The organism is Rhodoplanes sp. P11 (assembly GCF_964266735.1).
Lineage (GTDB): Bacteria > Pseudomonadota > Alphaproteobacteria > Rhizobiales > Xanthobacteraceae > Rhodoplanes > Rhodoplanes serenus.
Genome location: NZ_CAXWGY010000001.1, coordinates 496,569 through 519,325, shown reverse-complemented (window position 1 = coordinate 519,325; position 22,757 = coordinate 496,569). Strand labels below are relative to the sequence as shown.

Annotated in this window: 20 protein-coding genes; 11 read left to right on the top strand and 9 right to left on the bottom strand. The window is 70.5% G+C overall.

The window, feature by feature from the left end; genetic code table 11:
• Positions 1 to 41 precede the first annotated feature (41 nt).
• The 5 genes from ACFQUV_RS02365 to tldD all read left to right on the top strand — a co-directional run bounded on the left by ACFQUV_RS02365 (position 42) and on the right by tldD (position 7,221).
• On the top strand, positions 42 to 1,373 hold the full coding sequence (locus ACFQUV_RS02365; protein WP_129609418.1) for an ABC transporter substrate-binding protein: 1,332 nt from the start codon (positions 42 to 44) through the stop codon (positions 1,371 to 1,373).
• A gap of 364 nt (positions 1,374 to 1,737) precedes the next feature.
• Positions 1,738 to 3,492 (top strand): iron ABC transporter permease, encoded by a 1,755-nt coding sequence (locus tag ACFQUV_RS02360; RefSeq protein WP_129609417.1) that lies wholly within the window; start codon positions 1,738 to 1,740, stop codon positions 3,490 to 3,492.
• Positions 3,489 to 4,613: an ABC transporter ATP-binding protein gene (locus ACFQUV_RS02355; protein ID WP_129609416.1), complete on the top strand. Its 1,125-nt coding sequence runs from the start codon at positions 3,489 to 3,491 to the stop codon at positions 4,611 to 4,613. Before ACFQUV_RS02360 ends, ACFQUV_RS02355 begins: the two co-directional genes overlap by 4 nt.
• Positions 4,610 to 5,806 carry an acyltransferase gene (locus ACFQUV_RS02350; RefSeq protein WP_129609415.1) on the top strand — a complete coding sequence of 399 codons (1,197 nt, stop codon included), beginning with the start codon at positions 4,610 to 4,612 and terminating at the stop codon, positions 5,804 to 5,806. The genes ACFQUV_RS02355 and ACFQUV_RS02350 overlap by 4 nt, the downstream gene beginning before the upstream one ends.
• Positions 5,803 to 7,221: a metalloprotease TldD gene (gene tldD / locus ACFQUV_RS02345; protein ID WP_129609414.1), complete on the top strand. Its 1,419-nt coding sequence runs from the start codon at positions 5,803 to 5,805 to the stop codon at positions 7,219 to 7,221. The genes ACFQUV_RS02350 and tldD overlap by 4 nt, the downstream gene beginning before the upstream one ends.
• Before the next feature lie 23 nt (positions 7,222 to 7,244).
• Here tldD and ACFQUV_RS02340 read toward each other — a convergent pair whose 3' ends face one another.
• Entirely contained in the window at positions 7,245 to 8,345 is a 1,101-nt protein-coding gene (locus ACFQUV_RS02340) for a glycosyltransferase family 2 protein (protein WP_165363926.1), read from the bottom strand.
• Between the two features lie 229 nt (positions 8,346 to 8,574).
• On the opposite strand from ACFQUV_RS02340, the gene ACFQUV_RS02335 reads away from it, so the two are divergent.
• A complete protein-coding gene (locus ACFQUV_RS02335) occupies positions 8,575 to 9,879 on the top strand; it encodes a glycosyltransferase family 4 protein (protein ID WP_129609412.1) in 1,305 nt (434 codons plus the stop codon).
• A gap of 69 nt (positions 9,880 to 9,948) precedes the next feature.
• Here ACFQUV_RS02335 and ACFQUV_RS02330 read toward each other — a convergent pair whose 3' ends face one another.
• From ACFQUV_RS02330 to ACFQUV_RS02315, 4 genes are all read right to left on the bottom strand, one after another.
• The gene (locus tag ACFQUV_RS02330; protein ID WP_129609411.1) at positions 9,949 to 11,457 is read right to left on the bottom strand and encodes a tripartite tricarboxylate transporter permease; all 1,509 of its coding nucleotides are present in this window, start codon (positions 11,455 to 11,457) and stop codon (positions 9,949 to 9,951) included.
• A gap of 7 nt (positions 11,458 to 11,464) precedes the next feature.
• Positions 11,465 to 11,911: a tripartite tricarboxylate transporter TctB family protein gene (locus ACFQUV_RS02325; RefSeq protein ID WP_158859653.1), complete on the bottom strand. Its 447-nt coding sequence runs from the start codon at positions 11,909 to 11,911 to the stop codon at positions 11,465 to 11,467.
• Positions 11,912 to 12,166: 255 nt separating this feature from the next.
• Positions 12,167 to 13,168 (bottom strand): tripartite tricarboxylate transporter substrate binding protein, encoded by a 1,002-nt coding sequence (locus ACFQUV_RS02320; RefSeq protein ID WP_129609410.1) that lies wholly within the window; start codon positions 13,166 to 13,168, stop codon positions 12,167 to 12,169.
• A 129-nt stretch (positions 13,169 to 13,297) separates the two neighbouring features.
• Positions 13,298 to 14,416, bottom strand: a complete 1,119-nt coding sequence (locus ACFQUV_RS02315) for a Gfo/Idh/MocA family protein (protein WP_129609409.1) — start codon at positions 14,414 to 14,416, stop codon at positions 13,298 to 13,300.
• A gap of 303 nt (positions 14,417 to 14,719) precedes the next feature.
• On the opposite strand from ACFQUV_RS02315, the gene ACFQUV_RS02310 reads away from it, so the two are divergent.
• Positions 14,720 to 16,792, top strand: a complete 2,073-nt coding sequence (locus ACFQUV_RS02310) for a 3-hydroxyacyl-CoA dehydrogenase NAD-binding domain-containing protein (RefSeq protein WP_165363924.1) — start codon at positions 14,720 to 14,722, stop codon at positions 16,790 to 16,792.
• A 19-nt stretch (positions 16,793 to 16,811) separates the two neighbouring features.
• On the opposite strand, the gene ACFQUV_RS02305 is transcribed toward ACFQUV_RS02310, so the two are convergent.
• Positions 16,812 to 17,570, bottom strand: coding sequence for a sulfite exporter TauE/SafE family protein (locus ACFQUV_RS02305; protein WP_129609407.1), 759 nt, complete (start codon positions 17,568 to 17,570; stop codon positions 16,812 to 16,814).
• A 172-nt stretch (positions 17,571 to 17,742) separates the two neighbouring features.
• Positions 17,743 to 18,645, bottom strand: coding sequence for a polysaccharide deacetylase family protein (locus ACFQUV_RS02300; RefSeq protein ID WP_244601603.1), 903 nt, complete (start codon positions 18,643 to 18,645; stop codon positions 17,743 to 17,745).
• 224 nt (positions 18,646 to 18,869) lie between these two features.
• Here ACFQUV_RS02300 and ptsN point away from each other — a divergent pair, with 224 nt between their 5' ends.
• Together ptsN and ACFQUV_RS02290 are read left to right on the top strand one after the other, a co-directional pair.
• Positions 18,870 to 19,328, top strand: coding sequence for a PTS IIA-like nitrogen regulatory protein PtsN (gene ptsN / locus ACFQUV_RS02295; RefSeq protein ID WP_111384635.1), 459 nt, complete (start codon positions 18,870 to 18,872; stop codon positions 19,326 to 19,328).
• 89 nt (positions 19,329 to 19,417) lie between these two features.
• A complete protein-coding gene (locus ACFQUV_RS02290; protein WP_207211490.1) occupies positions 19,418 to 19,942 on the top strand; it encodes a GNAT family N-acetyltransferase in 525 nt (174 codons plus the stop codon).
• 100 nt (positions 19,943 to 20,042) lie between these two features.
• On the opposite strand, the gene ACFQUV_RS02285 is transcribed toward ACFQUV_RS02290, so the two are convergent.
• A complete protein-coding gene (locus ACFQUV_RS02285; protein WP_111384633.1) occupies positions 20,043 to 20,303 on the bottom strand; it encodes a DUF1150 domain-containing protein in 261 nt (86 codons plus the stop codon).
• Positions 20,304 to 20,362: 59 nt separating this feature from the next.
• Positions 20,363 to 20,788, bottom strand: coding sequence for an Hsp20 family protein (locus ACFQUV_RS02280; RefSeq protein WP_111384632.1), 426 nt, complete (start codon positions 20,786 to 20,788; stop codon positions 20,363 to 20,365).
• A 326-nt stretch (positions 20,789 to 21,114) separates the two neighbouring features.
• On the opposite strand from ACFQUV_RS02280, the gene ACFQUV_RS02275 reads away from it, so the two are divergent.
• Both ACFQUV_RS02275 and ACFQUV_RS02270 read left to right on the top strand, forming a co-directional pair.
• Positions 21,115 to 22,038 (top strand): ketopantoate reductase family protein, encoded by a 924-nt coding sequence (locus tag ACFQUV_RS02275; protein WP_129609406.1) that lies wholly within the window; start codon positions 21,115 to 21,117, stop codon positions 22,036 to 22,038.
• A 93-nt stretch (positions 22,039 to 22,131) separates the two neighbouring features.
• Positions 22,132 to 22,755: a L,D-transpeptidase gene (locus ACFQUV_RS02270; RefSeq protein WP_371851710.1), complete on the top strand. Its 624-nt coding sequence runs from the start codon at positions 22,132 to 22,134 to the stop codon at positions 22,753 to 22,755.
• The last annotated feature ends 2 nt before the right edge of the window (positions 22,756 to 22,757 follow it).

Sequence of the window (22,757 nt, the reverse complement as noted above, 5' to 3'; positions counted from 1 at the left end):
CTGCGGCCAGCTCCGCCGGACCATTCAGGGTGCCATCCGCCATGCTCCGATTGCTCGCCGTTCTCGGCCTCGCCGCCGCGGGCGTCCTCGGCCAAGCCGCCGACCCCGCCGCCGCGCAGACGCCCGCCCGCGTCACCGTCGTCACCTCCTTCTCCAAGGACGTCACCGACCCGATCAAGAAGGCGTTTGAGCAGGCGGCGCCCGGCTTCACGCTGGAGGTGCAGAACCGCAACACCAATGCCGGCGTGAAGTATCTCGAGGAGACCCGGGCCAAGAACCTGGTCGATCTGTTCTGGGCTTCGGCGCCGGATGCCTTCGAGGTGCTCAAGAGCAAGGGCCTGCTGGCTCGCCACCAGCCGAAGGCGACCGGCATCCCGGACCGGATCGGCGCCTTCCCGATCAACGATCCGGACGGCTTCTATTTCGGCTTCGCCGCCTCGGGCTACGGCATCATGTGGAACACCCGCTACGCGCGGGCCAACAAGCTACCCGATCCGAAGGAATGGAGCGACCTCGCGGCGCCGGTGTTCTTCGATCACGTCGCCATCGCGGCGCCGTCGCGCTCCGGCACCACCCATCTCACCATCGAGACCATCCTTCAGGGCGAGGGTTGGGACAACGGCTGGCGCACCATCAAGGCGATGGCCGGCAACTTCCGCCAGGTCACCGAGCGCTCCTTCGGGGTGCCGGAGGCGGTGAACTCGGGCCAGATCGGCGTCGGCGTCGTCATCGATTTCTTCGGCTTCTCGGCTCAGGCGGCCGGCTTCCCGGTCAAGTTCGTCTATCCGAGCGTCACCACCATCGTGCCGGCCAATGTGGGCATCGTGACCGACGCGCCGAATCGCGCCGGCGCCGCGGCCTTCATCGACTTCCTGCTCTCCGACAAGGGCCAGGAGGTGCTGCTGGAGCCGACCATCCGTCGCCTGCCGGTGAACCCGGCGACCTACGCCAAGGCACCGGCCGACTACCCGAACCCGTTCAAGGACCCGTCCCTCGGCGCCAAGGTGAAGTTCGACCCCGAGGTGTCCGAGAAGCGCACCGCCGTGGTGGATGCACTGTTCGACCAACTGATCACCTTCCAGCTCGACGGCCTGAAGGCGGCCACCAAGGCGATCCATGAGGCCGAGGCGGCGCTCGCCCGCAAGGACAGCGCGCCGGCGCGGGCGCTGGTGAAGGAGGCGCGCGACCTCGTCGCCACGATGCCGGTGACGGCCGCCGAGGCGGCCTCGCCCGAGATCGCGGGCGCCTTCACGGGCGCCAAGGAGAAGGGGGCGCGGCAGGCCGAGCTGGAGAACCGCTGGGCCGCTTTTGCGCGTGATCACTACGCCCAGGCGAAGGCCAAGGCGGACGACGCGGTGCGGCTGGCGAAGTGATGCGGAGCGACGTCGTCCCGGCGCGGCCTTCACCTTTCTCCGGTCGCGGGAGAGGGAGCACCGGCGTCCTGGGGTATCGCCAGCCCCGGAACATTGTCCTGGCCGCTCGGTTCACCTCTCCCCGCTCGCGGGGAGAGGTCGGATCGCGCAGCGATCCGGGTGAGGGGGATCTGCCGCGAGTGTCCGCCTCATGGTGGAGCCCCTCATCCGGCCCGCCGCTTCGCGGCGAGCCACCTTCTCCCCGCGAGCGGGGAGAAGGCCAGCCGACGCTCTGCGTCGGGTCAGTGAAACGGGACCGTCGCCGGCTCCACACGCGACACGACGATCGTCCACCGATCCTGGGGCTCCCGTCGCGGAGAGGTGAATGACTCTCGCTTTGCCGACGACAGCGCCCCGCGAGAAGCGCGCCGGAGCCGCGGCCGCGACGCCCGGCCAATGGGTGGTGGCGCTCGCCATCATGGCGTTCCTGCTGGTCGCCCTGGTCATCCCGGTGTCGACCGTCGTCTACGTGGCGTTCACCGAGAAGGGCACCGGCGCCTTCACGCTGGTCAACTTCGTCGACTTCGCCCGCACCGACCTGTTCGTCCGCGCCACCTGGAACTCGGTCTGGGCCGCCGCCATGACGGTGGTGCTGGCGACCGTGCTGGCGCTGCCGCTCGCCGTGGTGACGACGCGCTATCGGTTCCGTGGCGCCGCGCTGGTGCAGACGCTCGGCTTCCTGCCGCTGATCATGCCGCCCTTCGTCGGCGCCGTCGCCATGCAGCTCTTCTTCGGCCGCAACGGCACCATCAACCTGCTGCTCGGCGAGTGGTTCGACATCTCGATCCCGTTCATGGAGGGGCTGAACGGCGTCATCTTCGTCGAGGGGGTCCACTACTTCCCGTTCATCCTGCTCAATCTCTCGACGGCGCTGCGGACTATCGACCGCAGCATGGAGGAGGCGGCCCAGAATCTCGGCAGCTCGGGGCTGCGGCTGTTCCGCCGCATCGTCTTTCCACTCGCCATGCCGGGCTATGTGGCAGGGGCCTCGCTGGTGTTCGTCAAGGTGTTCGACGATCTCGCCACGCCGCTGCTCCTCAACGTCAAGGACATGCTGGCGCCGCAGGCCTATCTGCGCATCACCTCGATCGGCATCGCCGACCCGATGGGTTACGTGATCGCGGTCGTGCTGGTTCTCCTGTCGGTCGGTGCCGTGGTGCTGTCGATGCTGGCGATGCGGGGGCGTGACTACGCCACCGTGCAGCGTGGCGGCGGCGGGCTCGACACGCGGCCGCTGCGACGCGGCGAGCGGCTGATCGCCTGGGCGGTGGTGCTGGCCATCCTGGCGCTGGTGCTGGCGCCGCATGCGGCACTGCTGCTCCTCTCGCTCGCCACCGTGTGGTCCTACAGCCCGCTGCCGGACGGCTTCACGCTCGCCCATTACGCGCGCGTGTTCGGCGACTCGTCGCTCTACATCACCAACACGCTGCTCTACGCCTCGCTGGCCGGACTGATCGACGTCGTGCTCGGCACCGCCATCGCGTATCTGGTGCTGCGCGCCAAGCTGCCGGGTCGCCAGTGGCTCGACTGGACCGCCATGGCGGCGGTCGCGGTGCCGGGCGTGGTGATCGGCATCGGTTATCTGCGCGCCTTCTACGGCATCGATGTCGGCGGCGTGCCGCTCGCCACGCTGTGGATCGTCATCGTGCTGGCGCTTGCGGTGCGTCGGCTGCCCTATGCGCTGCGCGCCTGCTACGCGGCGCTCCAGCAGATCTCGGTGTCGCTCGAGGAGGCGGCCGAGAATCTCGGCGCCACCAAGGCGCGCACGCTGCGCCGCGTGGTGGTGCCGCTGATCTCGGGCGGCATGCTGGCGGGCTTCATCTCCTCGTTTGCCACCGCGTCGGTCGAGCTCGCCGCCACCCTGATGCTGGTGCAGTCGAATTCCGATGCGCCGCTCGCCTACGGGCTCTATGTGTTCATGCAGTCGCCGGCCGGCCGCGGCCCGGGCGCCGCCTTGGGCGTCATCGCGGTGGTGCTGGTGGCGGTCTGCACCTTCCTGTCCCACCTCGTGGTCGAGCGTCAGCACCGGCGGCAGAGCCGCGACGTCGCCGCCCCGACGATCCCCGGAGCGACCGGATGACCCTCGTGAACGAGGCCCGCACCACTCCCTCGGTCGACGTCGCCATCGAGCATGTCGACCTGTGGTACGGCGACAACCATGTGCTGCGCGACGTCGACCTGGCGATCCGGCCGGGCGAGTTCTTCGCCTTCCTAGGGCCGTCGGGCTGCGGCAAGACCACGCTGCTGCGGCTGATCGCCGGGTTCAACCAGGCCGATCACGGGCGGGTGCTGATCGGCGGCCGCGACGTCTCCGATCTGCCGCCGTGGAAGCGCGACGTCGGCATGGTGTTCCAGTCCTACGCCCTGTGGCCCCACATGACGGTCGCCCAGAACGTCGCCTTCGGGCTGGAGGAGCGGCGGCTGCCGCGTGCCGAGATCACCCGCAGGGTGGCGGCGGCGCTCGATCTCGTCGGCCTCGGGCCGTTCGCCGCCAGGCGCCCGGCCCAGCTCTCCGGCGGCCAGCAGCAGCGCGTCGCGCTCGCCCGCACCATCGTGGTCGAGCCCAAGGTGCTGCTGCTCGACGAGCCGCTGTCCAACCTCGATGCGAAGTTGCGCGGAGAAGTGCGGCGCGAGCTACGCGAGCTTCAGCAGCGGCTCGGCCTCACCGCCATCTTCGTCACCCACGACCAAGAGGAGGCCAACACCATCTGCGACCGCATCGCCGTGCTGAAGGACGGCACCGTGCAGCAGGTCGGCGCCCCGGCCGAGCTCTACGACCGGCCCGCGAACCTGTTCGTCGCCGGCTTTCTCGGCCGCACCAATCTGCTCGCCGGCGACATCCATCGGGATGGCGCCGCGCCTGCCTTCGTGACCGCGGCCGGCACCGTGCCGCTGCCGCCGGCGGCGCTTCCCGACGGCGAGCCGGCCCCCGGCGCCCGGCTGGTGTTCCGTCCTCATCACGCGGTCCTGGCGGCACCCGGCGCGGCCCCGGCGCCCGGTCGTGTGCGCCTGCCCGGCACGCTCCGCTACCGGGAGTTCCTGGGCGCCGTCGAGCGCTTCGGGGTCGAGGTCGCCGGCGCCGAGGCGGGCACCGAGGTGCTGGTCGACGTCCCCCAGGGCAGCGCTCCGGAGGGCCTCACGCCCGGCGCCGCGGTCGGCGTCGATGTCGCGCTCGACCGCGTCCTGGTGCTGGGGGCATGACGGCTGCGGCGCCGAACCCGACGTTCATTCCGCGGCTGGAGTCCATCCGCGGGATCGCCGCCTGGCTGGTGGCGCTGTTCCATGCCGCACAGGCCGGCTATGCGCCGGGGCGTCCGCTGCTCGGTGGTGCGCCGGACTGGGATGCGGCCGGATGGGGGGCGGTGTGGCGCCTCTATGTCGCGGTGTTCTGCAACGGCCACGGCGCCGTCATCGTGTTCTTCGTGCTGAGCGGTTTCGTGCTGGCCCTGTCGCTGTCGCGCGAGGGGGCGCTGACCGTCCGCTCGGCGGCGGGCTTCCTGCTCGGTCGCGTGCTGCGGCTCTATCCGGCGGTGTTCGCGGCCGTGCCGTTGTTCGCGCTGGCCTTGTGGTTGGCGGGTCGCGATGTCGGGTTCGGGCAGATCGTCCGCAACATGCTGCTCGTCGCCGTCGATCTCAACGGTGTGATGTGGAGTCTCCAGGTCGAGCTGCTCGCCGGCCCGTTCATCCTCCTCGCCGTCGCGGTCCTGCGGCGGTTCGGCGTGGCGGCGCTCGCGGCCCTGACGCTGCTGTTGCTCGGGCTGTCCTTCGCCAAGGGCTGGCGGCTGCCCGGGGTCGACGGCTTCGGGCTGGTGTTCTGCTTTCTGGTCGGCGTGCTGGTGCAGGTTGTGGTCCGCACCGCCGCCGGCCGCGGCGGCGATCGCGGCCGCTTCGGCCTCGCGCTCGTCTCCGTGGCCGCCTTCTGCGCCGCCCGGCCGCTGCTGGGCTTCGCGTCACACTGGTCCGTGGTGGTCGAGGCACTGGCGGCAGCCGGCCTGATCGGGGCGATTGCCGGCGGAGCGTGCCCGGGCTTCGATCGCGTGCTCAACAGCCCGGTGGCCCGCTTCTACGGCCGCATCTCCTACAGCTTCTATCTGCTGCATCCGCTGACCCTGCTGGTGGTGTGGTCGATCCCCGGACCGCTGTCGGCGGCGCTTGCCGCCGGGGTGCCGGGTCCGGTGCTCGCGCTCGTCCTCGGCGTCGCCTCGGCGCTCGCCGTCACGCCGCTCGCGTGGCTGAGCTGGCGCTTCGTCGAGCTGCCGGCGGTCGCCCTGTCGCGCCGCTGGCGCGGGCGCGGCGGCAGCCGGCCGACCGCGGCGGCCACGGCCTTTCCCCTCGCGCCGGCCCGGTCGAGGCATTATCTGGTCGGGACCAGGCAGACCACGGAGCCCCCATGACCGCCACCACCTCCCTGATCGACCGCGCCGGCCTCGACCGGCCGAAGGTCACCAGCCTGCTGGCCTGCGGGCTCGACGGCGCCGACGACGGCGAGCTGTTTCTCGAGTACCGCCAGTCCGAGATGCTGCTGTTCGACAACGGCCGGCTGAAGCAGGCGACCTACGACACCACTCAGGGCTTCGGGCTGCGCGCCGTGAAGGACGAGGCGGTCGGCTACGCCCATGCGTCCGACCTGTCCGAGGCGGCGATCGGCCGCGCCGCCGATGCGGTGCGGGCCGTCAAGGGCGGCTATTCGGGAGTTCTCGCCGCGCCGCCCCCACGTACCAATGCCAAGCTCTACACCGACGCCAACCCGCTCGCCGGCGTCGCCTTCGCCGAGAAGGTGAAGCTGCTGGAGGCGATCGACGCCTATACGCGGGCCAAGGACCCGCGGGTGCGCCAGGTGACGGCCAGCATCGCGGCGTCCTGGCAGATGGTCGAGATCGTTCGCTCGGACGGCGAGACCTATCGCGACGTGCGCCCGATGGTGCGGCTCAATGTCTCGGTGGTGGTCGGCGACGGCGACCGCCAGGAGACCGGCAGCCACGGCTATGGCGGCCGCGCCACCATCGATCAGTTCGTCGCCGAGGCGGCGTGGCGCGGGGCGGCCGACGATGCCGTGCGGCAGGCTCTCGTCAATCTCGACTCGGTGCCGGCGCCGGCCGGCGAGATGGACGTGGTGCTCGGCCCCGGCTGGCCCGGGGTGATGCTGCACGAGGCGGTGGGCCACGGGCTCGAAGGCGACTTCAACCGCAAGAAGACATCGGCTTTCGCCGGCCTGATGGGCCAGCAGGTGGCGGCCAGGGGCGTCACCGTGGTGGACGATGGCACGATCGCGTCGCGTCGCGGCTCACTGTCGATCGACGACGAGGGCACGCCGACCAACCGCACCGTGCTGATCGAGGATGGCATCCTGGTCGGCTACATGCAGGACCGCCAGAACGCCCGCCTGATGGGCATGGCCCCGACCGGCAACGGCCGGCGCGAGAGCTTCGCCCATGTGCCGATGCCGCGCATGACCAACACCATGATGCTGGCCGGCGACCGCGACCCGGCCGAGATCCTCGCCTCGGTCAAGAATGGGCTCTACGCCGTGAGTTTCGGCGGCGGCCAGGTCGACATCACCTCGGGCAAGTACGTGTTCCAATGCACCGAGGCGTATCGCATCGAGGATGGCCGGGTGGGGGCGCCGGTGAAGGGCGCCATGCTGATCGGCAACGGGCCGACCGACCTGCACCGCATCACCATGGTGGGCAACGATCTCGCCCTCGATCACGGCATCGGCACCTGCGGCAAGAACGGCCAAGGCGTGCCGGTCGGGGTCGGCCAGCCGACCCTGCGGATGGATCGCATCACGGTCGGCGGCACCGCCTGAGAGCGGCGTCCTCCGGGCGTCGATCAGCGTCGGCGCAGCCAGCGCCGCCGGAGTGCCCGCCAGCGCTGCCGGCGGCTGCGCCGTGCTCGCGCCGCCGTCCAGGCAGCGAGGCGCGCCGGGCCGATCGCCGCCACCAGCGCCGCGTGATGGCGGGCGATCGCCGCGTCGAGCACGCCGGCGCGGCCGCCGGTCGCGAGATGCGCGTCCAGTCGCTCGAGCAGATGCAGATAGGTCTCGGCGGACCAGAAGCTCGCCACCATCGCGACCGCCTCGCGGGTGTAGATTTCGATCAGATCGACGACCGCCTGGAGCGACGGCTCCTTCTCGGGAGAAATGACCCGCACATTGGCGAGCTGCGCCTGCCGTGATGCTCCGTTGCCGCCGTGCAGGCGATACAGGGAGAGAGGCCGGTCGATCAGCACGCTGCCGCAACGATGGCCGATCGCCATGCACAGCATCGCGTCGGTGTTCAGCCGCATCGTGGTGAGTTCGGGCGCATCGGCGAACAGCGCGATCGCGTCTCGTCGGTACATGTTGGCGCTGCCGGGCGACCAGCACCAGGCGACCTGCCCGGGCGGCACGTACACGGCGGACTCGAGCAGGTCGGGGGCCGGAGCCGCGAGAGCCCACGGTCCGTCGGGCGCCGGTGCGATCGGCCGGAAGACTGACTTGCCGGTCGGCTGACGATCCGTGACGCGATCGTTGAAGGGCTGGAACGTCGATAGCACGACCTCGTTCTCGACCACCTGGAAGATGTCGCTCGACGTCAGGCCCGGGTGCATCCGCGACGACAGATGCACATAGACATGGGTGGCGACGAAGTCCGGGCACAGTGCATCGTCGGAGTCGAGAAACACGACATAGTGGCCGCTGCTAGCCGCCAAGCCGGTCATGCATGCGGCGGTCTGGCCGCGATTCTCGGCGTGCCGGATCGCACGAATGTCCGGCCATTCGGCCGCGATGGTGTCGAGCACGGCGTCGCTGCCGTCGGTCGAGGCGTCGTCCACCACGATGCACTCGATCGGCTCGTAGGTCTGGGCCCGGACCGAGGCGACCGCCTCCCGCAGATAGCTGGCATAATTGTAGCTGGTGACGACCACGCTCACCCGCGGCAGTGCCATCATGCGTTTCGGTTCCTCGCTGCCTGCTCGGTCCGTGGCGATGGACCAGTCTTGTCGCATGGTGACCTGTCTGCCGCCAGTCCATCAGGGGTCGAGACTCCCGCGCCGACATCCGCGCGAGAGGCGATAATGTCATCATCGCAAGTTGAGGGTTTCCGTCAGCTCGAGCGCATGGTACGAGGCCTGTCGAGCCGATCACGGCATCCCGGCGTCCACCGCCCGCGTCCATCGCATGTCCGATTCCGCCCTCGTCGTCGCATCGCCATGGCCGCGGACCGGCAGCACCAATCTGTTCGCCGCCCAGGCCCGCTATCTGGCGGCGCGCGGCTTCCGCACCGCGATGCTGCTGGCACCGCATCTTCCGATTCACCGGAGCCGAAACGCTGCGTTCTGGCGCGACACGCTCGCCGCCGTCGAGCGCGACTGCCGCAGCCATCCCGACGACGTGGGACCGGATCTGATCGCTGCCGGCCTCACCGATCAGGGGCTGCGGCGGTGGCGCTCCGCCGGATTTTATCGCTGGCTCGCCCATGGCCGCGACTCGCAGCTCGCCGTGATGGCGCGCTACGCCCGCGCCGCCACCCTGCCGCCGGAGCTGGTCGCAGTCCTCGATGCGCATGACTTGCGGCTCATCATCGCCAGCCACTGCTTTCAGATGGGCACAGTCGAGACCGTGCTGCACCATCTCGCCCGTCGCGGCCGGCCGCGCCCGCGCGTCGTGCTGGAGACCCAGGACGTGCAGGCGGAGCTGTATGCGGTCGGCAAGATCCACAACAGCTTTCGCGGTGGACCCGATGCCCGCGAGGTGCTCGCCCGCGACGAGCTGCGCCTGGTCGCCGGCGCCGATGCGCTGACCCATGTCACGGCGCACGATCTCGACTACTTTCGGGCTCACGCGCCGGGGCGCCATCACCTGACCCTTGCAACCCTCGCGCCCACCACCGAGCACAGGTTGCTGACACTGCCCGAAGAGCCGCCGCTGTTCGACTTTCTCTATGTCGGTAACGTCAATCCCGGCAACGAGATCAGCCTGACCTGGTTTCTCGACGAGGTGGCGCCGCGCCTCGCGCCGGACATCCGGGTCGCCATCGTGGGCCCGATCGCCAGCCGGCTGCGGACGATCCGGCCGGACCTCCACGCCCGCTGGTGGCCGTGGTGTCTCGGCGATGTCGACGACATCGCCGATGTGTATCGTCGCTCGGCTGCGGTGATCCTCCCGACCCGCTTCGGCACCGGCATCTCGATCAAGACCATCGAGGCCCTGGCGGCGGACCGCCCGGTGATCGCCACGTCGTTGGCGCTGCGCGGCCTGCCGATCGAGCCCGGGCGTGGCGGTGTCGCCGTGGTCGACGACGCCGCGGGCTTCGCCGATGCCATGGAGGAGGTGCGGCGGCAGCGGTCGACACGCGCCGGGTCGGCGCGGGCACTGTATGGCGAGCTGTTCTCGAACGCGCGCTATTTCGCCCGTTGGGATGCGGTGCTGGCCGATCTCGCCATCTCATCCCCGACGCCGGCCTCGGCGGGGACGCCGGGCTGACCTCCGTCCGACACGCAGACGAACTTGGCCCGACAAGCGCAACGGTCGGCTTCGCGGCGGGCCACGCCGTCAGTTCGTCTCCTCGGCGAACACCCGCGCGCGGCCCGAGCGGATCACCGGCAGCACCAGGATCGCCACCACGATGGCGGTCAGGATCAGGAAGGTCAGGCTGATCGGCCGGGTGAAGAACACGCTCGGGCTGCCGTGCGAGATCAGCAGCGCGCGGCGGAGATTCTCCTCGATCAGCGGCCCCAGGATGAAGCCGAGCAGCAGCGGCGCCGGCTCGCATTGCAGGCGGGTCATCACGTAGCCGACGAGGCCGAACACGCTCGCCACGATCACATCTAGGGCGTCGTTGCGGATCGAGTAGACGCCGATGCAGCAGATCAGCAGGATCGACGGATAGAGCAGCCGGTACGGCACGGTGAGCAGCTTCGCCCACATGCCGACCAGCGGCAGGTTGAGCACCACCAACATCAGGTTGCCGATCCACATGCTGGCGACCAGCCCCCAGAACAGCTCGGGCTTCTGGGCGATGAGCTGCGGGCCGGCATAGAGACCGTGCATCATCAGGGCGCCGATCATCAGCGCCATCACGGGGCTCGCCGGCAGGCCCAGCGTCAGCAGCGGGATGAACGCGGTCTGCGAGGCGGCATTGTTGGCGGCCTCCGGGGCGGCGACGCCCTCGATGGCCCCACGGCCGAAACGGTCGGGTTCAGCCGCGATCTTCTTCTCCAGCGCATAGGCCGAGAACGAGGCGAGCACCGGGCCGCCGCCCGGCAGGATGCCGAGGGCGGCGCCGAGCCCGGTGCCGCGCAGCGCCGGCCGGACGATCGCCTTCAGGTCGTGCGGCGAGGGCCACAGGCCGCGATAGTTCTTGACGTATTCGCGCGCCTCGGTGCCGCGGGCCAGGTTCGTGATGGTCTCGCCGATGCCGAAGATGCCCATGGCGATGACCGCGAAATCGATGCCGTCGCCGAACTGCGGCACCCCGAAGGTGAAGCGCGGCAGGCTGGAGTTGACGTCGATGCCCATGGTGCCGAGCAGGATGCCGGTGAGGATCATGCCGATCGCCTTGATCACCGAGCCGTGCGCCAGGATGACGGCGGCGACCAGGCCGAACACCATCAGCGAGCAGTAGTCGGCGGGCCCGAAGTCGAGGGCGAACTCGGCGACGGTCGGGGCCGCGAAGGCGATGATGAAGGTCGCGATGGTGCCGGCCATGAACGACGACAGCGCTGCCGTGGCGAGCGCCAGCCCGGCCTTGCCCTGGCGCGCCATCTGGTAGCCGTCGAGCGTCGTCACCACCGAGGAGGATTCGCCCGGCAGGTTGACCAGGATGGCGGTCGTCGAGCCGCCATAGGCGGCGCCGTAATAGATGCCGGCCAGCATGATGATGGCCGACTGCGGTTGCAGCGTGAAGGTGACCGGCAGCAGGATCGAGATGGTGGCGACCGGGCCGAGGCCCGGCAGCACCCCGATGGCGGTGCCGAGCAGCACGCCGAGAAATCCATAGAGCAGGTTGAGCGGATCGAGCGCGACCGCGAAGCCGAGGCCGAGATTGCTCAGGACGTCCATGGGAACCTCACCACGTCGGCAGCGGATGCAGCGGCAGGCTCAGCCCGAGCCAGAACAGGGCGCCGATGAACGACACCAGCACGACGGCGAGGATCGCCACCTCGACGGGCCGGAAGTCGCGGTCGGCGAGGCGCGCGAGCACCACCACCAACACGGCCGCGAGGATGAAGCCGGCGCGCTCGACCAGCAGCCCGAACAGAAACGTGCCGGCCAGCACGAACACCAGCGGCCGTGCCGCGATGGCGCCGATGCGCTCGCCGGGAGCCACCAGGCCACGCACCACGAGGACGAGGCCGAGCAGCGCCAGCCCGGAGGCGATCAGCAGCGGGAAGTAGCCGGGGCCGATGCGGGCCGGCGTGCCGAGCGGATACGTCCAGCCATACGCGATGGCGAACAGGCCGAGCGCGAGGAACAGGAGGCCGGTGACCAGGTCGGTCGAGACGCGAAGGCGCACGGGGATCTCCATCGCTTGGAATGGTGGCGTCGGTGGTGCGCGCCCCGCGTGGCGGATGACACCGGCGGGTGGTCACATGACGCCTCGCCCCACGCTCCGCTCAGTCCCGCGAAAGCGGGACTCCAGGCGGCGCTTGCCGTGTGGTCCTGGGTCCCCGCCGGCGCGGGGACGAGCGGATTCGGGGCGTGCTTCGTCGGCATCGGGATCGCCTCGGCTGCGGGCCGCGAGGCCCGGGCGGCCGGCGCTCGGTTGTCCTCAGTCCGCGATCGCGCCGGACTCCTTGATGACCACCGCCCAGCGCGCCGTCTCCTTGTCGATGAAGGTCTTGAACTGCTCGGGCGAGTCGCTCGCCACCGCGGTGACGCCGCCCTCCAGCATCCGCTCCTTCACCTTCGGGGCGGCGGTCGCCTTGACGATCGCCTGGAACAGCTTGTCGACGATCGGCCGCGGCGTGCCGGCCGGCACCAGGAAGCCCTGCCAGGAGGTGGCGACGATGTCCGGATAACCGAGCTCCACCACGGTCGGCACGTCGGGGAGCGATGGATTGCGTTCCCGGCTGGTGATCGCCATCACTTTGACGCGGCCGGACTTGATGTGCGGCATCGCCGACGGCAGCGTCACCGACATCAGCTCGACATGGCCGCCGAGAATGTCGGCGACGGCGGGGCCGGCACCGCCCTTGTAGGGAACGTGATTCATGTCGAGGCCGGCGGCCTTGCGGAACAGCTCCATCTCCAGCCGGTCGACGCTGCCGCTGCCGGGCGACGCGAAGTTGACCTTGCCGGGCCGTGCCTTGGCGTAGTCGATCAGCTCCTTGACGGTGTTCGGCGGGAATTTCGGGTTGGCGATGTAGACGCTCGGTGTCTCGGAGGCGACCGACACGGCGACGAACGCCTTGTCGGGCTTCACCGTCATGTCGGGATAGAGCGTCGGGTTGATCGACACGGTGCCGACATTGCCGAAGAACACCGTGTAGCCGTCCGGCGCGCCGCGCGCCGCGACGTCCATGCCGACATTGCCGGCGGCGCCGGCGCGGTTCTCGATCACGATCTGCTGGCCGAGCGCTTGCGACATCGCCGGCTGCAACAGCCGCATGGCGAAATCGGAGGCGCCCCCCGGCGCGAACGGCACGATCACCCGGATGGGCTGGCTCGGATACTTGGCCGGGTCCTCGGCCGCCGCGGCGGCGGACAGCGCGGTGATGGCGGCCGCGGCGGTGGCGCCGAGCAAAAATCCGACGGCTTGGCGACGATTCATTCTGATCCTCCAGTATCGATTGGCGAAACGGGACGGAAACGAATGCGAGGCCGGCCGCCGTGGCGGCCGCAGGATCGGCGAGCGAACATCAGGCCGCCGCGGCGGGGGCCGCAGGCTCTGCGACGAACGTCAAGCCGCCGCCGCGAGGACGGCGGGATCGAGCGGCAGCGGCACCGGCTTCTTCAGCTTGGCGGACAGATCGAGCGCCTTGGTTAGCATCAGGTTGCGGTGCGCCTCGGCGGCGGTCGCCGCCACCGTCGGGATGCCGAGCGCCATGCGGTTGAGCCACGACACGGTCTCCTCGGCCATCGGGCCGCGCAGCTCGCCCATCGCCATGTCGCCGGGCGGATAGCTGCCCATGAAGTCGACCAGCCGGCTCTCGTCGGGATTGTAGCCCTCCGACTGCGGCTTCGACACCGCCAGCACGATGTCGCGGTGGGTGTCGTCGATGGTGAGCACGCCGGTGGTGCCGGCGATGCCGACCTCCAGGCTGTAGACGGCGGCCGGCCAGGTCACCGGCATCGCCCACGAGATGCTGAGGTGATAGACGGTGCCGTCCGAGAACATGATCATGCCGGCGGTGGCGTCGATGCCCTGGTAGAGCGGCCCCAGCACCTTGTCGACCGAGCGGGCGTAGACCTCGGTCGGCGTCTTGGCGTCCAGGCACCACATGCAGATGTCGAGCGCGTGGGTGCCGGAGATGACCAGTGGCGAGATGGTCGAGGGATCGTCGGTGCGCTTGTAGTTGTCGATCGCCACCAGGCGATTCATGAAGGCGCGCGAGGTGACCAGCTCGATCTCGCCGAGCGATCCGCTGCGGCATTTCTCCTTGGCGGCCAGCCAGCGGCGCCGGAAGCGCTGGGTGTAGCCGACGACGGCGTCGAGCCCGGCCGTCTCGATCGCGGCCAGCACACGGGCCGAGGCGGCGAGATCGGTGGCGAGCGGCTTCTCGATCAGCATCGGCAGGCCGCGCTCCACCGCCGCCATGATCGGGTCGATATGGAGATGCTCGTCGGTCGCGATGATGACGCAGTTGACCTCGGGCCGCGCCAGCAGCTCGCGATGACTGTTGGTGACGTAGTCGGCGCCGATCTTCTCGGCCACCGAGGCGGCCCGGTTGGGATTCAGCTCGGCGATGCCGATCCAGCCGACCGACGGATGCCGCGTCGCCACCTCGCCGCGAAACAGGCCGACGCGGCCGGCGCCGACGATGGCGAGCCCGAGCGTCTTCGGCGTTCGACCCTGCATACAAACCCCCTTGTTGTCTGGAGCGTTGACGCGACGTCATCACGACGTTGTCAGGACGTCAACCGCGGCGGCAGACCAGATATGCAAGGCTGCGATGTCGGGATGCGGCACCCGATGCGGCCCAGGGTCCGGTGCGGCCTGCGGCATCGCGGTTCGGTCGGCGTAACAAAGGCCCTCTCGGGCCGGTTTCCTCGCCCCTCTGGACGGGTGCCCTGGCGCAACGCTATGCAGGGTGGCGGAGCCGGCGTGCCGCCGCCGCGGCCCGGCCCTGCGAACCCCTGACACCCGCCCCGGAGGATGCCTGTGACCGATCTGGTCCGCCTGGAGCGCGACGGCGACGTCGCGGTGATCACGATCGACAATCCGCCTGTGAACGCCCTCAAGGCGGAGGTGCGGGCCGGTCTCCTGGCGGCGATTGCTGCGGTGCAGGATGATTCCCGCATCGGTGCTGTGGTGATCCGCTGCGCCGGGCGCACCTTCGTGGCCGGCGCCGACATCTCCGAGCTGGGCAAGCCGGCGATGCAGCCCTATCTGCCCGACGTCATCGAGGCCATCGAGACATGCCCGAAGCCGGTGGTCGCCGCCCTGCACGGCACCGCTCTCGGCGGCGGCCTGGAGATCGCGCTCGGCTGCCACTACCGGGTCGCCCTCGCGGCCACCCGGCTCGGGCTGCCCGAGATCAAGCTCGGCCTGATCCCGGGGGCCGGCGGCACCCAGCGGCTGCCGCGCCTGGTCGGCCCCGAGACCGCTTTCGCCATGGTGCTCTCGGGCGAGCCGATCGGCGCCGAGGAGGCGCAGACCCGCGGGCTGGTCGACGCCATCGTGCCGGATCTCGATGCCGCCGCCGTCGCGTTCGCGCGCAAGGCGGCGGCGCGCGGCCAGCCGCCGCGCACCCGCGACCGGAGCGAGGCGATCGCCCCCTATGGGGCCGATCCGGCCGGGCTCGACGCGCTGGCGGCCAAGCATGCCGGCCGTCCCGACGGCCGCGCGGCGCCACCCGCCGCCGTCGAGGCGCTGAAGGCGGCCGTGACGCTGCCGTTCGAGGAGGGGATCGCCCGCGAGCGGGCGCTGTTCGTGGCGCTGCGCGACGGGCCGCAGTCCGCCGCCTACCGTCATCTGTTCGCGGCCGAGCGGGCGGCCATGCGGCTCGATCTGCCGGCCGGTGTGGCGGCCCGCCGCATCGGCCGCGCCGCCGTCATCGGAGCCGGCACCATGGGGGCGGGCATCGCCGCCTGCTTCGCCAATGCGGGCCTTCCGGTCGTCATGGTGGACGTCTCGGCCGAGAGTCTCGCGCGGGGCCGCGACACCATCGAGAAAACGTGGGCGGCTGCGGTCCAGCGCGGCAAGCTGACAGCGGCCGAGATGGAGCGGCGGCGGGCGCTGCTCACCACCGCGACCGATCTGGCGGCCGTCGCCGGCGCCGAGCTGGTGGTGGAGGCCGCCGTCGAGGACATGGCGGTGAAGCGCGACGTGTTCGCGGCGCTCGACACCATCGCGCCGGACGCCATCCTGGCGACCAACACGTCCTATCTCGACATCGACGCCATCGCGGCGGCGACGCGCCGTCCTGGCCGCGTGCTCGGCCTGCACTTCTTCAGCCCGGCGACGGTGATGCGGCTGGTCGAGGTGGTGCGCGCCGCCGAGACCGATCCCGAGGTGCTCGCCACCGGGGTGGCGATCGCCCGTACGCTCGGCAAGGTGCCGGTGGTGGTCGGCGTCTGCCACGGCTTCGTCGGCAACCGCATGCTGCGGGTGCGCACCACCGAGACCGAGCGCCTGCTGCTCGCCGGCGCGCTGCCCTACGAGATCGACGCCGCCCTGACGGAGTTCGGCTTTCCGATGGGGCCGTGTGCGGTGGGCGACCTCGCCGGTCTCGACATCGCCTGGCGGATGCGCAAGGCGCAGGGCGCGCGCGCCGAGATCGCCGACCGCCTGTGCGAGGCGGGCCGCTTCGGACAGAAGACCGGCCGCGGCTATTTCCGCTACGAGCCCGGCTCGCGCACGCCGATCCGCGATCCCGAGGTGGAGGCGCTGATCGTGGCGACATCGGCCACGCTCGGCATCACGCGGCGCCCCTTCACGGCCGACGAGATCGTCGAGCGGCTCCTGTTCCCGATGGTCAACGAAGGCGCCCGGATTCTCGCCGAGGGCATCGCGCGGCGCGCCGGCGACATCGACGTGATCTGGGTCAACGGCTACGGCTTCCCGGCCTATCGCGGCGGTCCGATGCACTGGGCCGATGCGATCGGCCTGCCGCGGGTGCGTGACCGCCTCACCGCCATCGCGGCCGAGACCGGCGAGGCGTCGCACGCACCGGCCCCGCTCGTGGTCGAGCTGGCCGCGGCGGGACGAGGCTTCGCCTCGGTCGCGTCATGACGGCCGGTGCCTCGTCGGTTCAGCCGCCGGTCACCGCGCGCAGCACCAGCGCGGCGCCCGAGCCGATCAGCACGACATAGAGAACGCGAAGGAACTGCTCGCGCGACAGCCGCAGCGTCACCCGGTGGCCGATCCAGGTGCCGAGCAGCATGGCGGGCACCAGCAGCAGCGCAAGCAGCGCCAGCCGTCCGTCCGTGTAGACGCCGGCGAGCGCGAAGATCACCGCGCGCGTGAAGGTGCTGAGTCCGATCAGCGCGCTCTGCGTGGCGCGGACCGCGTCCTTGTCGGCGAGCCGCCGGCCCAGATACATGGCGTAGATGAAGCCGCCGCTGCCGAACATCGCGCTGGCGATGCCGCCGATGCCGCCGAACGGCAGCACGAAGGCGGGCGGCAGTGGCCCGCGCGGCGGCGGCGCGACGAGACCGTAGATGGCGTAGACGACCACGAAGGCACCGAGCGCCAGCATCATCGGCCGCGGCGGAACCATCAGCAGCAGCCAGGCGCCGACCAGGCTGCCGAGCACCATCAGCGGCACCAGCCGGGCGAGCTCGTCGCGTGCCACCTTGTCGCCGCCGATGCGCACGCCGTTGACGATCGCGGCGGCGCAGTCGAGCAGTGCCAGCATCGGCACGATAGCGGCGACCGGCATGGCATGCGCCAGCACCGGGGCGGCGATCAGCGCGGTGCCGAAGCCGGCGATGCCGAAGATCACATAGGCGAGGGCGACGGCGGGGAGCGCCACCGCGATCTGGTCGAAAGACGGAAGGGCGGAGAGCATCGCCGCGGCACCGGGCGCATCGATGAGGTGGGGGAGATGCGACGATCGCACGCCGGGTCCCGTCGGGCAATCGCCGCTCCGCCTCGCCTCACCTCACCGGGCAGCGGTTGCCCCGGCGCGCCTCACCTCACCGGGCAGCGGTTGCCCCGGCGCGCCGATCGGTCGGGGGCCGTTACTCCGCCGCCTGCTTGCGGGCGCCGCGCACGCCCTCGTACCAGTCGAGGATCTGCGCCCCGTTCCAGTGCAGGACGCCCTCGAACCTGTTCACGTAATCGTAGATCTGCTCGAGATACTTGATCCGGTGCGGCTGGCCGCTGATGTAGGGATGGATCGCCACCGCCATGATCTTGGCGCGGTCCTTGCCCTCGGCGTAGAGCCGGTCGAACTGATCGATGGCGCGGTCGAGGAAGTGGCGGCTCTCGTGGTGCTGAACCGCCATCAGGGAGATGTCGTTGATCTCCACCGTGTAGGGCAGGGTGACCAGCGGCCCGTGGGTGGTGCGGATCTCGGTCGGCTCGTCGTCGTGGACCCAGTCGGCGATGTACTTCACGCCGGCGGCGGCGAGCAGGTCGGGGCTGTCGAGCGTCTGGGTGAGGCCCGGGCCGAGCCAGCCGACCGGGCGCTTGCCCGAGAAGGTCTCCAGGATGTCGAGCGAGCGGCCGATCATGCCGGCCTGATCGTCCCATTTGTGGGTCGGCATCTGGTCGTAGCAGTGGCCCATGAACTCCCAGCCGAGCCGGCGGGCCTCCTCGGCGATGCGCGGATAGTCCTCGCACACGCGGGCGTTGACCGCGAGGGTCGGGCGGATGCCGAGTCGTTCGTAGAGCGAGAAGAACCGCCAGGCTCCGACCCGCACGCCGTATTCGTGCCAGCTCCAATGCGGCACGTCGGGCAGCAGCGGCACGCCGGTCGGTGGCGGCAGCACCTGGCGCGGCATTGGCCGGCCGATGTCCCAGACCTCGTAGTTCACAATAGTCCAGACCACCACTCGCGCACCGCCGGGAAGCTTCAACGGGGGCCGGTCCACGATGGCGGAGTAGTCGATCCGGTCACGCGGCAGCATGGGAGTCGGCATCGTCCAGCCTCTTGTTGGTTGTTGGCGTGCCAAGGTTCTGCCGGCATTTGGGAAAGTCAACGTGTGCCGGGTGCAGGGCAGGCCGCCCCGCGGGGCAGTCGTCCATGGTGCCGCAGCGCTTCGGGGGCCCTATTGACGCGCCGGGGAGGGCTCCGTATCGTCCGCGCGCCGTCGCACCCCCTCCGGGGGCGCGCCGAGCGCCTTATTCCCTGATCGGACCGGTCATGCCGCTGAACGATCTCGTCGCGCCGCAAGCGGTCATCCCGGCGCTCAAGGTCAACACCAAGAAACAAGCTCTCCAGGAACTCGCCGAGCGGGCCGCCGATCTCACCGGCCGCACCGAGCGCGAGATTCTCGAGGTGCTGATGCAACGCGAGCGGCTGGGCTCGACCGCGATCGGGAGCGGCATCGCCATTCCGCACGGCAAGCTGCCGCGGCTGGAGAAGCTGTTCGGCCTGTTCGCGCGTCTCGACCGCCCGATCGATTTCGAGGCGCTCGACGGCCAGCCGGTCGATCTGATCTTCCTGCTGCTCGCCCCCGAAAGCGCCGGCGCCGATCACCTGAAGGCGCTCGCCCGCGTCGCCCGCATGCTGCGCGAGCCGGAGATCACCCGGATGCTGCGTGATTCGCAGGATCGCGAGGCGCTCTACGCCGTGCTCGCCATGCCGCCGCCGGTGGCCTGACGCGGGCCGACGGTGCGCCGGCCGACGTTTCGTCGTGGGCTCGGCCGTAGGGTGAGCCCCGATCGGGCGCCCACAGGTGCAATCCAGCAATGAGCGATCCTCGCGCAGTGGTGATTCGCCCCGGCGTCGCGTCCGACATCGACCAGCTTCGGACCATCGAGGCGGGCGCCGCCACCCGGTTCCTCGCCACCCGGTTCGCCGCGGTGGCCGGTGACGAGCCGACCCCGGCGGCCGTCCTGGCCGAGCGGATCGCAGCCGGGCGGCTGTTCGTCGCCACCGACCCGGAGGTTGGCGCGATCGGCTTCGTCATGGCGCGCCCGGTCGATGGCCAGGGCTATATCGAGGAGCTCGACGTGCTGCCGGCGCAGGCGGGGCGCCGCATCGGCGCCGCCCTGATCGAGCGAATCGCCGCGCTCGCGGCCGAGCAGGGATGGCCGGCTCTGCTGCTGTCGACCTTCCGAGACGTGCCGTGGAATGCGCCCTACTACCGCCGTCTCGGATTCGTGGTGCTGGAAGAGGCGGCCCTGTCGCCGGCCCTGCGCGAGATTCGGTGCCGGCACATCGCCAAGGGGCTCGACGAGAGCGCCCGCGTGTTCATGCGGCGCGATGTCTGAAAGCACGATGCCCGGCACGCCGGCCGGGCATCCTCATCGGTCTGGGCTGTTCGATGTCTGTCGCGGCGGGCGCGGGGGCGCCGCCGCGCGAGCCTGTCAGTCAGTGCACGCTCACCGCCTCGAGCTCGTGGCTCCAGGCATTGGCGACCGCCGCCTCGCGGCTGTCGGTGATCATGATCGGGGTGCCGTCGGCGGCGTGCAGCGCGAACAGCTGGAGACCCGGGGCCACCTGCGGGGCCTGCGGAAACAGCGCCGGCAGATCCTCGGAGCGGATCGCCTTCACGTAGGCGATGCGGCCGTCGCCGAGATGCGCCAGTGCCTCCGGCGAGATGACGGTGGGGCGGGGAGTGTGTTCGTTCATGGCCCTCGACTCCTGTTCTCGTGTCTTTGCCGAGTCCTGTGCGTGACCTCGGGTGACCTTCAGTCCTGCTGCGTGATGGCGATCGATCGGACGACACGCGCCGGTTCCGGACGCGCCAGATCGATCGACAGCAAGCCGTTCCTCAGGTCGGCCCCCAATACCTCCATCCCGTCAGCCAGCAGGAAGGTGCGCTGGAACTGGCGCGCGGCGATGCCGCGATGCAGATACTGGCGTGTCTTGTCCTCCTGCTGCCGGCCCCGAATCATGAGCTGGCTTTCCTCGACCGTGACGTCGAGCTGATCCTTGGTGAAGCCGGCCACCGCCAGGGTGATCCGAAGCCGTTCCGGCTGCCCATCGCCGCCGGCGATCCGCTCGATGTTGTAGGGCGGATATCCGTCGGCCGCCTTGGTCACTCGGTCGAGCGCGCGTTCGATCTCGTCGAATCCGAGAAGGAACGGGCTGGAGAGCGAAGACACACGCGACATGGTCTCAAAGTCCTGTTCAGCGACTTTGCGTCATGGAGCCCTTGCGGCGCCCCAGTCCGCTCCCCGGCAGCCCTGGGGGCCTGCCGGTCGGCGGACATCCCAGAATATGGTCAGAACTTTTAAGGGTTCAAGAACACGTCCCTCGCAACCGCGAAGGGACGTTGACGATCGCTTCACCGCCCTCGGCGGTCGGGGCCGGCCGTCTGGATCGGCCGGGTGCCGGGGCGGGATACAGGGGCTGCCCCTGTCGCGAGCCTGCCCGATGGAGTAGAGCGGGCGACGGCCGCCGCCTTCGGCGGGGCGGTCGCGGCAGCAAGGGGACGACCATGCGCATCGCGGTGATGGGATCGGGCGGGCTCGGCGGTTTCTTCGGGGGGCGGCTCGCCCGCGGCGGCGCCGACGTGGTGTTCGTGGCCCGCGGCGCCCACCTGGCGGCGCTGCGCGCCGACGGGCTCACCATCGAGAGCCCCGAGGACCCGTTCGTCCTGCCGACCGTCCAGGCGACCGACGACCCCGCCTCGATCGGCCCGGTCGATATCGTCCTGTTCACCGTCAAGCTGTGGGACACCGAGGCGGCGGCGCGGGCCATCGTGCCGATCGTCGGCCCCGGCACCGCCGTTCTGTCGCTTCAGAACGGCGTCCAGAAGGACGACATGCTGCGGCCCATCCTGGGCGACGCCCCCCTGATGGGGGCCATTGCCCAGATCGCCACCACCATCGCCCGTCCCGGTGTCATCGCCCAGACCGGCACCATGCAGCGGCTGGTGTTCGGCGAGTTCGACGGGTCGCGCTCGGCGCGCGCCGAGCGCTTCCTGGCGGCCTGCCTGGCGGGCGGCATCAAGGCCGAGATCGCCACCGATATCCGTCGGGAGATCTGGCAGAAATTCGTGTTCCTAGTCGGCCTGTCGGCGTCGACCTGCGCGACCCGCAGCCCGATCGGGCCGGTGCGCCGGAACCCCCATACCCGGGCGCTGCTGCTCGGCCTGATGGAGGAGGTGGTGGCGGTGGGCCGCGGCCACGGCGTCGCCCTTCCGGACGGGTTCGCGGCCGACCGGCTCGCCTTCATCGACACCCTGCCGGACGGCATGGTGGCCTCGATGTTCCACGACCTCGCTGCCGGCCGGCGGCTGGAGCTGCCGTGGCTGTCGGGCGGGGTGGTCGATCTCGGCGCCACGGTCGGCGTGCCGACCCCGCTCAACCGCACCGTCCGGGACATCCTGGTGCTGCACGCGGAGGGTCGCCCGGCCTAGCCTCGCCACTCGCGGCTGTGGTAGGGGGCTGCGGTCGGATTTCTGCTTCAATCCTGTGGTCCGGCTCGGGACGACGCATTCGCATCGGGGGAGATCGCCGTGCACCGACCTGCCGCCCTTCCGGCCCTGGTTCTCGCCGCGCTGCTGGCCATCGCGGCAGCGCCGGCGCTCGCGCAGTCCTGGCGGTCCACGCCGACCGAGACCCTGCGCATCGAGGATCAGCCCGGCTACGAGCCGACCGCCGACGAGGAGCAGCTGTCGCCCGCACTCCAACGCCAGATGGTGTTCTTCCGCACCACCGAGCCGCCGGGCACCATCATCGTGCACACCTCCGAGCGGTTCCTCTACGTGGTCCAGGGCAACAACCGGGCGCTGCGCTACGGCATCGGGGTCGGCCGCGACGGCTTCCAATGGCAGGGCCTCAAGTCCATCGTGCGCAAGGCCGAGTGGCCCGACTGGACGCCGCCGCCCGAGATGATCGAGCGCCAGCCCTATCTGCCGCGCTTCATGGCCGGCGGGCCCGGCAATCCCATGGGGGCGCGGGCGCTCTATATCGGCGGCACCGTCTACCGCATCCACGGAACCAACCAGCCGCAGACCATCGGGCACGCCGTCTCGTCCGGCTGCTTCCGCCTGGTCAATGCCGATGTGATGGACCTCTACGAGCGCATCCCGGTCGGCACCAAGGTCGTCGTCAAGCAGGCGCCGGAGCTGTAGCC

Coding starts and splice junctions, on each gene's coding strand:
- ACFQUV_RS02365 (WP_129609418.1), top strand. CDS start 42: ATGCTCCGATTGCTCGCCGTTCTCGGCCTCGCCGCCGCGGGCGTCCTC.
- ACFQUV_RS02360 (WP_129609417.1), top strand. CDS start 1,738: ATGACTCTCGCTTTGCCGACGACAGCGCCCCGCGAGAAGCGCGCCGGA.
- ACFQUV_RS02355 (WP_129609416.1), top strand. CDS start 3,489: ATGACCCTCGTGAACGAGGCCCGCACCACTCCCTCGGTCGACGTCGCC.
- ACFQUV_RS02350 (WP_129609415.1), top strand. CDS start 4,610: ATGACGGCTGCGGCGCCGAACCCGACGTTCATTCCGCGGCTGGAGTCC.
- tldD (WP_129609414.1), top strand. CDS start 5,803: ATGACCGCCACCACCTCCCTGATCGACCGCGCCGGCCTCGACCGGCCG.
- ACFQUV_RS02340 (WP_165363926.1), bottom strand. CDS start 8,345: ATGATGGCACTGCCGCGGGTGAGCGTGGTCGTCACCAGCTACAATTAT.
- ACFQUV_RS02335 (WP_129609412.1), top strand. CDS start 8,575: ATGTCCGATTCCGCCCTCGTCGTCGCATCGCCATGGCCGCGGACCGGC.
- ACFQUV_RS02330 (WP_129609411.1), bottom strand. CDS start 11,457: ATGGACGTCCTGAGCAATCTCGGCCTCGGCTTCGCGGTCGCGCTCGAT.
- ACFQUV_RS02320 (WP_129609410.1), bottom strand. CDS start 13,168: ATGAATCGTCGCCAAGCCGTCGGATTTTTGCTCGGCGCCACCGCCGCG.
- ACFQUV_RS02315 (WP_129609409.1), bottom strand. CDS start 14,416: ATGCAGGGTCGAACGCCGAAGACGCTCGGGCTCGCCATCGTCGGCGCC.
- ACFQUV_RS02305 (WP_129609407.1), bottom strand. CDS start 17,570: ATGCTCTCCGCCCTTCCGTCTTTCGACCAGATCGCGGTGGCGCTCCCC.
- ACFQUV_RS02300 (WP_244601603.1), bottom strand. CDS start 18,645: ATGCCGACTCCCATGCTGCCGCGTGACCGGATCGACTACTCCGCCATC.
- ptsN (WP_111384635.1), top strand. CDS start 18,870: ATGCCGCTGAACGATCTCGTCGCGCCGCAAGCGGTCATCCCGGCGCTC.
- ACFQUV_RS02290 (WP_207211490.1), top strand. CDS start 19,418: ATGAGCGATCCTCGCGCAGTGGTGATTCGCCCCGGCGTCGCGTCCGAC.
- ACFQUV_RS02285 (WP_111384633.1), bottom strand. CDS start 20,303: ATGAACGAACACACTCCCCGCCCCACCGTCATCTCGCCGGAGGCACTG.
- ACFQUV_RS02280 (WP_111384632.1), bottom strand. CDS start 20,788: ATGTCGCGTGTGTCTTCGCTCTCCAGCCCGTTCCTTCTCGGATTCGAC.
- ACFQUV_RS02275 (WP_129609406.1), top strand. CDS start 21,115: ATGCGCATCGCGGTGATGGGATCGGGCGGGCTCGGCGGTTTCTTCGGG.